Genomic DNA, 6,872 nt, shown 5'->3' with positions numbered 1-6,872 from the left:
CGACGGACCCGCGCCTTAACTCGCCTCACCGACAGCACCCGACCGGCAACGCCGGCCGGGCATTCGGCGAGCCCTCCCACGACATCACCGAACACTTACGTGCCGACGGACCATTTCCGCGGTCGCCGCGGGCGGTGTGAAGTTTTCTCCCCCAGCGAGGCCACGCACCTGCTCGGCAAGCCCGTCCTGCGTCAGGCCCCCGGGCCTCACGGAAGCGACGAAGAGTACTCGGAGTCCAGCCCGGGTGCTTCTCGTTCGACATCGACGACCTAGTTCCAACGACATCGTTCCGCTGCCCCGCCAGTTCTCCCACCAGCAGAGTAGTCAGACGGACAGCGCGGACGGGCGACAATGTCGGAATCGAGCGCTGGACATCCCTCAAGGTCCGTTTCCTGTCCGGTCGCCGGACTGCCCGGGTAATCGCCTGCCGGCTGCCCTGGTCAGCGCGGCCGGCACGCGTTGGACTCATGACCAGCGGCTCCGCTCGGGCTGACGGGAGGTCCCCGGGTCCGGCGCCGCGCACGGGCCTGGCCGAGAACGAGCTGCCCCCCTTTCGGGACCGGCCTGGAGATCTGGGTCGGGAGATCTGGGTCAGGAGATCTCGGCGAGCCCGGCGACCCGCGGAATCACCTCTTCACCGAGTATGTGCAGAGGCTCGACGTGCCAGACGTCGCGCACGCCACCGAGAACCGCCTGGACACCGAGTTCGGCCAGGTCGTTCAGCTCGTCGAGAATCCTCGCCACATTCTCCCCCCTCGGTCCGACGTCAAAGGAGAAGACCACGGTCTTGAGGATGTCGTCGTAGTTCCGACCCTCGCGTTCGCAGTGTTCACGCAGCACCTGGAGCTTGCGCGCCAGATCGGGACCGGGGAAGAGGTTGCACGCCTGTGCGTACCGGGCCACGAGGTGCAGCGTCTTCCTTTCGCCACCCCCACCGATCAGGATGGGTGGATGCGGCCGCGTCAGCGGCCGCGGCGAATTCAGTGGACGGGCCAACTGGTAGTACCGGCCAGAGAAGGGGCTCTCGTCACCGCTCCACATCCGCAGGCAGATCTGCAGCGTCTCCTCCAGCCGTTCGAACCGCTCGGCCAGCGGCGGGAACGGCAGACCGAGACCGACCGCCTCCTGTTCGTACCAGGCGGCGCCGATGCCCAGCCAGGCCCGCCCGCCGGAGAGCACGTCCAGCGTCGTGACGATCTTCGCCAGGGCGCCGGGCGCCCGGTAGACCGTCCCGGTGACCAGGGTCAGCAGCTTCGCGCGGCGGCTGTGGGCGGCCAGGAAACCCAGCGTCGTGTACGCCTCCAGCATCTCGTTCTCGACCGGACCGACCATCGCGATCTGGAAGAAGTGGTCCATGACGGCCAGGTAGTCGAATCCGACCGTGTCCGCCACGCGGACCACCTCGGCCAGATCTTCCCCGAGCCGCCCGGAACCGTGCGGGGAGGTGAAGTCGGGTAGTTGCAGACCGATCCGCATGTGCGCTCCTCCCCCGCCTCCAGCGCGGAAAGCGGGACATAGCCGATATTTTCCCATCTGTCGCGCGGCGACAGCCTCCGGCCGCGGTGATCATGATCGGGACTCCCTGACGTGATGAGTCGACGACACGACCACGCCTGCGCGCGGTCACCCCACCCGAACCCAACGCCACGCCCGCAAATCGCAACAAATTTCGATATATAAATGACAAGAGGCTGAGATGCACGAGAATGTAGGCATGCCCGGCCAAGCCTCCGTCATGATGGTCACATGAGGCCCGGGTGGCGGGACCTCCGGGGTGTCCGTACCCTTTCCCTCGACGGAGGTAGCCCTACTCCTCCCGCAGGACCGGTCGCCATCGGCGCCGGTCGATTACTGGATCTGCGGAGTCGGCACCATGGCGGCACCGGAGAGGGGCCGGAGGGGGAGTCGCCACCATCGCCCGCCCACGGCGCACCCATAAAAGATCATATTTTTCGGCGAACCGGCCGGCAAAACGGCCGTCGGTGCCGCTGGTGTCGTCGCCGCGGCACCGGGCGATGGCCGTCGGCACGATGCCGGGCACGTGCACAGGTTTCCACCACTCTGCGGGGGGATGACCGGTTGACCGCCTCTCTCCCTCCCCCGTGCCGGTTCCGTCTGATCCGGATTGCCCAGCTCGTCCTGATCGTCGCCACGGTCTACCTGTCCGTTTCCGCGTTCGTCACCGTGCCCCACATCGGCAACGAGACCGGGTCGCTGCGTTACGGCGTCGCCCTCGGCTCGGGCCTGATCTGCCTGTCGCGGGCGGTGTTGATCCGCGGCGAACGCCTGCCCTGGGCCCTGCTCGGCACCGGGCTCATCAGCTACGGAGGCGCGACGATCTACTACAACGCGGCGGTCGCCGGCCGGCAGGACGACGACCTCGGGCCGTCGCTGGCCGATCTCGGCTGGCTGCTCTTCTATCCAGCGTGCTATGTCGCCGTCATCCTCCTGCTACGCAGAAGAGTGCTCCAGCTGCACACGAGCGTCTGGATGGACGCGCTCGTCGGCCTGCTCGGCGTGGCCGCGCTGACCAGCGGCATCGGCGTGGCGATGGCGAACGCGTATCCGCGCTACAGCGCGTGGACGATGACGGCGAACCTGATCTATCCGCTCGCCGACCTGCTGCTGATCCTGCTGATCGTCACGGTGTTCAGCCTACTGGGCTGGCATCCCGGCCGGCTGTGGTGGCTGCTGGGCATCGGGCTGGTGGGCTTCGCGATAGCCGACTCACTCCTGCTGGTCATCGTCACCACGGACAAGGACCCCGGGTCCGGCCTCCTCGGCACGCTGTGGCTGTTCTCGGTGCTCATGCCGGCCCTGGCCGCCTGGCTGCGACCGCGCTGGCACCCACCGGCCAAGATGTCCGGCTGGGGCGTCATCGCGGTCCCACTGGTGCTCACCGTGATCGCGCTCGGTCTGCTCGTCCTCGGCGCCACGGTCCAGCTGCCAAAGGTCACCGTCGGACTCGCCGCGGCCACGGTGCTGACGGCCCTGGCCCGCGCCGCGTTCACCTTCATCGAGGTCCAGCAGCTCGCCGAAAGCAAGGTGCTGGCCCGCACTGACGAGCTGACGGGCCTGGCAAACCGGCGTGGCTTCATCGAACGGCTGACGAAGGCCGAGCAGCGCGCCACCGGGGTGGGCACCTTCGCCCTCCTCCTGCTGGACCTTGACCGGTTCAAGGAGATCAACGACTCGCTGGGGCATCAGGTGGGCGACGCGCTACTGGCGCAGGTCGGAACCCGTATCTCCGACGCCCTGCGTCCCGGCGACCTGCATGCCCGCCTGGGCGGCGACGAGTTCGCGGTCCTGCTCGAACACGCGGACATCGAGGCCGCGAAACGCGTCGCCGACCGGGTGCTGGCCGTGCTCGGCGATCCCTTCGACGTCGGCGGGGTGACCCTGCACGTCGGCGCGAGCATCGGCGCCGCCGTGTACCCCGACCACGCCGAGGACGCCCACATCCTGTTGCAGCGTGCGGACGTGGCCATGTATGCCGCGAAGTCGGGCCGCACCGGCGTGGAGTCCTACCGTCCCGGCTCCGACGTGAACAGCCTCGTCCGCCTCGACATGATCGAGTCCCTGCGCGCGGCGCTCGGCACCGGCCAGCTGGAGGTGCACCACCAGGTCAAGGTCGACCTCGATTCCGGGCAGGCAAATGCCGTGGAGGCCCTGGTCCGCTGGCGGCATCCCAGCCGCGGCCTGCTCGGGCCAGAGGAATTCGTCCCCCTGGCCGAACAGGCCGGTTTCATCCGGATGCTGACCATCGAGGTGCTGAGACCGCCCTGGGCCAGTGCCGGCAGTGGCACTCCGCCGGATTCGACGTAGCGGTGGCGGTGAACCTGTCCGCCTCGGACCTGCTGGACCGTGGCTTTCCCGAACAGGTCAGCGGCATGCTCTCCGGCTTCGGGCTGAGCCCGACGGCACTCGAGCTGGAGATCACCGAGACCACGTTGATGCTCGACCGGGTCCGCACGGCCGCCGTACTCGGGGAGCTGCGCGACCTGGGGATCGGAATCGCCGTCGACGACTACGGCACCGGGTACTCCTCCCTGGCCAGGCTCTGGGAGCTGCCCGTTGACGTGCTGAAGCTGGACAAGTCATTCATCCAGCGCATGGAGGTCGATGGCCGGGCCGAGGCGATCGTCCGTTCGACGGTCGGGCTCGCCCACGCGCTCGGCCTGCGCATCGTCGTCGAGGGCGTGGAGACCGCTGGAGCGATGCGGATGCTGCGGGATTTCGGCTGCGACCTGGCTCAGGGCTACTTCCTCGGCCATCCGGGCCCATCTGAGCAGGTGACCGAACAACTGCGGCGACGGGCGCCGTCGGCTGGCATGATCGATCCGGAGACGATCGGCCGGACGGAGGAATGTCCCGGCGATCTCTCCCCGACGATGGAGAGTGCCGTGCTGAACGCCCCAGTCGCCCCGGATCGGACGCCGGCGGTCAAGTCGTGGCGCTGACGGCGCCGCCCCGCGATCTCGGCCCCACCGTATGGGACGGGTTCTCGCTGCTGAGCAGCCCCCGCCAAGCCCCGGTCGCCGTCGGCGGTGAGCTGGATCCGGCGACGTTGATCGGCGCCTACCGGGCCGGCGCCTTCCCCTGGCCGGCGAACGAGGCCGACGGCGGCAAGGTCCATGAGGACGACGAGGCCCACGGGGACGACGAGGCCCACGGGGACGACAGCGACGACGCGAGCAGTGGGACCCGCGGGGGCGGGGGGTGGCTGCGCGAGATCCTGCGGGCGGCGGTGGCCGCCCGACGCATCCCCCATCTGCCCCCGCACCGTCCCGGTGGGCTGGACCTGCCCTGGTGGAGCCCCGACCCCCGGGCCGTGATGCCGATCGGCCGGCTGCGGGTCAACCGGACACTGCGCAAGCGGCTGCGTAACTGCGGGTGGACCACCACCGTCGACGAGCGCTTCGTCGACGTCGTCCGCGGCTGCCGCCGCGGCGGTACCTCCGAATGGATCACTCCCCAACTGGTCGAGGGCTACGCCGAGCTGCACGCCCTGGGCTGGGCACACAGCATCGAGGTCTGGGAGGGCGACGAGCTGGTCGGCGGCATGTATGGAGTGGGCGTCGGCGGCGTGTTCGTCGGTGAATCGATGTTCCGCACCCGGACCGACGCCTCCAAGGTGGCTCTGGCCGACTTCGACGCCCGGTTCACCGCGGCCGGCGGGGTACTGCTGGACGTGCAGATCGCGACCCCGCATCTGATCGACCTGGGTGCGGTGGAGATTCCACGGGCCGATTTCCTCGCCGTTCTGGCCCGCGTCCGGGATGCCGACGTCCGCCTCGACCGGGACCGGCATCCGGTCGCCCGCCTTGCCCCGCATGGCGCCTCCGGCGCCATGCGGGGACCCCTGGCCTAGGGCGCCGTCCGGGGTCTCCGTCACCTCGCCCCCGGCGAGGTTCCTGGGAGAACCGTCGGGCGCCTCCGGCGCAATGCGGGGACCCCGGTAGGAGCCTGTCTCGGCGAGGTGGGGTTCAGTCGCCGGCGCGGGCCTGCGGGACCGACACCAGGGGAAACCGCTCGACCGCCTCGGCCAGGACGGCCAGGACGGCCAGGACGGCCAGGACGGCCAGGACGGCCAGCAGATGATCGATCTCGGCGTTGGTGTTGGCCGCGGTGACCTGGATGCGCACCCCTACCTGCTCACGGGGAACGACCGGGAACGGCACCACACTCGCGAAGATCCCCGTTCGAACAGGAACCGGCCCAACGGCTCGGCCTGCGCGGCGTCGACCAGGGGAATCTCTATGATCGGGAAGCCGCTGGCGTTGAGCGTGAACAGACCGAGCCCGCGCAGGCCCTCGAGGAACCGGCTGGTCAGGCGGTGCAGCCGGGCCCGGATGGCGTCCCCGCGTTCCGCGTTGACCCGCAGCCCGACCAGCCCGGTCGCCAGGGACGCCACCGGCGACGGGCCGGAGAAGACGTACGGGCCCGCGGTGGACTTCAGATACTCCTTCACCTCCGTGGGGCAGGCGACGAAGGCGAGCAGCGACGAGTACGCCTTCGAGAAACCGCCGACCAGGACGAGATCGTCGTAGGTCTCGCCGAGATGGCGGACGATTCCGTTGCCGCGGCTGCCGTAGGGGCTCGACGCGGCGGGATCACGCTCGCCGACGACACCGAACCCGTGGGCGTCGTCGACGTAGAGCAGGGCGTCGTGCGCACGGGTGAGCGCCGCGAGCTCGGCGAGCGGCGGGCCGTTTCCGGTCATGCTGTGGACGCCGTCGACGCACACCACCCGGGGGTGGGGGCTCGTCCGCAGCCGGCGTTCCAGCCGGTCGAGCCGGTCCTCGCGGAAGCGCGCCACGGCGGCGCCATGGGCCGCGGCCACGACCGCGCCGTCATGTGCCGTCTGATGGGCGTGCACCTCGACGAAGAGGGTCCCCTTGCCCACGAGGGCGGGCAGCACCGACAGCTGGATGTGGGTGATGGTCGGGAGCAGCAGCGCGTCCTCGGCACCGAGGAGAGCTGCGAGCGTGTGCTCGATGTCGTCGTACATCCGCGGGCTGGCGATCAGCCTCGACCAGCTCGGGTGGGTGCCCCAGCGGTCCAGGTACTCCGGGACCACCTCGATGATCTCCCGGTCGAGATCGAGGCCAAGGTAGTTGCACGACGCGAAATCGGTGAGCCAATGATCATCGATCCGTATCCGGCGGCCGTCGATCTCGTCCACCGTCGCGTCGTAAAAGGGCGCGTGGCGGCGCAGGCGGTCCAGTTCGGCCCGCATACCCATAGGCTGATCAAGAACGTGTCGCCAGGCCGGCGATAACGCCGAGACGGGAGACGAAGGCAAGTCGGGACTTTCGTAGGTCTGCGACATCCCCGCGGCCTAGCCCATGCCCTGGGCTTGTCGTTTAACC

Annotated in this window: 2 protein-coding genes and 2 pseudogenes; 2 read left to right on the top strand and 2 right to left on the bottom strand. The window is 69.3% G+C overall.

Features of this window, described 5'->3' with window-relative positions; all coding sequences use genetic code 11:
* Window positions 1–591: 591 nt before the first annotated feature.
* Window positions 592–1,476 (bottom strand): LLM class F420-dependent oxidoreductase, encoded by an 885-nt coding sequence (locus tag AC08OX_RS13215; RefSeq protein ID WP_476608094.1) that lies wholly within the window; start codon window positions 1,474–1,476, stop codon window positions 592–594.
* Window positions 1,477–2,079: 603 nt separating this feature from the next.
* Here AC08OX_RS13215 and AC08OX_RS13210 point away from each other — a divergent pair.
* Window positions 2,080–4,460: pseudogene (locus AC08OX_RS13210) on the top strand (putative bifunctional diguanylate cyclase/phosphodiesterase).
* Entirely contained in the window at window positions 4,451–5,371 is a 921-nt protein-coding gene (gene aat, locus AC08OX_RS13205; RefSeq protein ID WP_476608093.1) for a leucyl/phenylalanyl-tRNA--protein transferase, read from the top strand. The pseudogene AC08OX_RS13210 and the gene aat overlap by 10 nt, the downstream one beginning before the upstream one ends.
* A 115-nt stretch (window positions 5,372–5,486) precedes the next feature.
* Here aat and AC08OX_RS13200 read toward each other — a convergent pair.
* Window positions 5,487–6,832, bottom strand: a pseudogene (locus tag AC08OX_RS13200) (aminotransferase class I/II-fold pyridoxal phosphate-dependent enzyme).
* Between the last annotated feature and the right edge of the window lie 40 nt (window positions 6,833–6,872).

This window comes from Frankia sp. CoBUL1, from assembly GCF_978021245.1.
The sequence above is the reverse complement of the archived record's forward strand: the minus strand, read 5'-3'. Positions and strand labels throughout refer to the sequence as shown.